The 1,862-nt window shown below is 69.3% G+C and carries 2 protein-coding genes; both read left to right on the top strand.

What is annotated here, in order from left to right; all coding sequences use genetic code 11:
* Nucleotides 1-1,328, top strand: a 1,328-nt coding sequence (locus tag ACYQ1K_RS27825) for a Mu transposase domain-containing protein (RefSeq protein ID WP_459986876.1), incomplete at its 5' end; no start/stop codon positions are given.
* Nucleotides 1,325-1,862, top strand: a 538-nt coding sequence (locus tag ACYQ1K_RS27820) for an ATP-binding protein (RefSeq protein ID WP_459986875.1), incomplete at its 3' end; no start/stop codon positions are given. The genes ACYQ1K_RS27825 and ACYQ1K_RS27820, both read left to right, overlap by 4 nt.

Genomic DNA, 1,862 nt, shown 5'->3' with positions numbered 1-1,862 from the left:
GCAAGATCAGCGCGAAACGACTGCTGCCGCTGGCCCGGGCGGCGGGCTATGACGGCTCGGACCGCAACTTCCGACGTCTGGTCGCCGAGGCGAAGCGAGAGTGGCGCATCAAGCAGGCCCGTGCTGGTGGCCGGCGTCCGGCGATCTGGACACCCGGCGAGGTCCTCGTCATCGACTGGGGCACCGAGATCGTCGCCGGTCGGCGCACGCATGTGTTCTGTGCGGTGCTGGCCTGGTCGCGCTACCGGTTCGTCCGGTTCGCTCCCGACGAGCAGCAGACCACCACCTTGGCGTTGCTGGCCGAGTGCTTCGAGGAGCTGGGCGGGGTCCCCAAGCTCGTCCTCGCGGACAGGATGGGCTGCCTGAAGGGCAACGTGGTCGCCAACGTCGTCGTCCCGGCACCTGACTATGTCCGGTTCGCCAGCCACTACCGGTTCCGGCCCGACTTGTGCAACGGCGCGGACCCAGAGTCCAAGGGCATCGTGGAGAACCTGGTGGGCTATGCCAAGGACGACCTGCTGGTCCCGCTCGAGCTCGACGAGAACCCGTGGGCGCAGGGCTATGCCGGGCTGAACGAGCGCGCGGTGGCGTGGGGTGGCGAGGTCAACGGCCGTCGCCACAGCGAGACCCACGCCATTCCCACCGTCCGGCTGCACGGCGAGGACGGTGCGGGCGGCGGTGAGGTGGAGCTGCTCGGTGAGCTGCCGTCGCTGCGGCTGCAGGTCGGCCCAGCGCCGATCACCCGCAAGGTCGACAAGCTCTCCTGCATCCGGTTCGGATCGGCCCGCTATTCGGTGCCGAACCGGCTGATCGGCAAGATCGTCACGGTCCTAGTCGACGAGCGCGACCGGATCCTGCGGGTCATCGAGCCGGTCACCGGGGAGATCCACGCCGAACACGCCCTGGTCGCACCCGGTGAGACCAGCATCGACGATGCCCACTACGCCCGACCCCGACCAGCCACGCCGCGTGGTGGTGCCCGGCCACGGACCGTGGCCGAGAAGCAGTTCCTGGCGTTGGGGCCGGTCGCCGAGCAGTTCCTCACCGGGGCCGCCGCTGCCGGCGTGACCAAGCTCAACACCGAGATCGCCATCATCCTCACCCTGGCCGCCGCGCACGGCACCGACGCCCTGGCCGCGGCACTCGAGCGAGCTGTCGCGTTCGGGCGGTGGCGTGCCGACGACGTCCGGTCGATCCTGGCCACCAATGGACACGCACCGGTGCCGACCCCGGCCGGGCAGGCACTGGTGATGACCCTGCCCACCGTCCCGACGAGGTCGTTGGACGCCTACCGCATCAGCGCTGACGAGGGCGGTGAGGTGTCGTGACCGCGAGCGTCCCACCGCCGTTGGCGGCCGATTTGCATGAAGGGCTGCGCCGGTTGAAGATGGCCGCGATGCGCCGGCTGGCCCCCGAGCTGCTCGTGACCGCGAAGACGCAACGGTGGAATCCCGAGGAGTTCCTGCGAACTCTGGTCGAGGCCGAGATCGCCGCCAGGGATGCGTCCAACGCCCGGACCCGGATGCGGCAGGCAGCCTTCCCCGTCACCAAACGGCTCGAGGAGTTTGATGTCGCTGCGTCCTCGATCCCGCCTGCCACGTTCGACTACTTCTCCTCACTGGAGTGGATTCGCGCGGCCGAGAACGTGTGCATGATCGGGCCCGCCGGCACAGGCAAGTCGCACACCTTGATCGCCCTGGGCATCGCCGCGGTCGAGGCCGGGCATCGGGTCCGGTACTTCACCGCCGCCGAGCTCGTCGAGACCCTCTATCGCGGGCTGGCCGACAACAGCGTCGGCAAGGTCATCGAGACCCTGCTGCGCAACGACGCAGTGCTCATTGACGAGCTGGGCTATGCGCCGT

The organism is Nocardioides sp. AN3, from assembly GCF_054653495.1.
The sequence above is the reverse complement of the archived record's forward strand: the minus strand, read 5'-3'. Positions and strand labels throughout refer to the sequence as shown.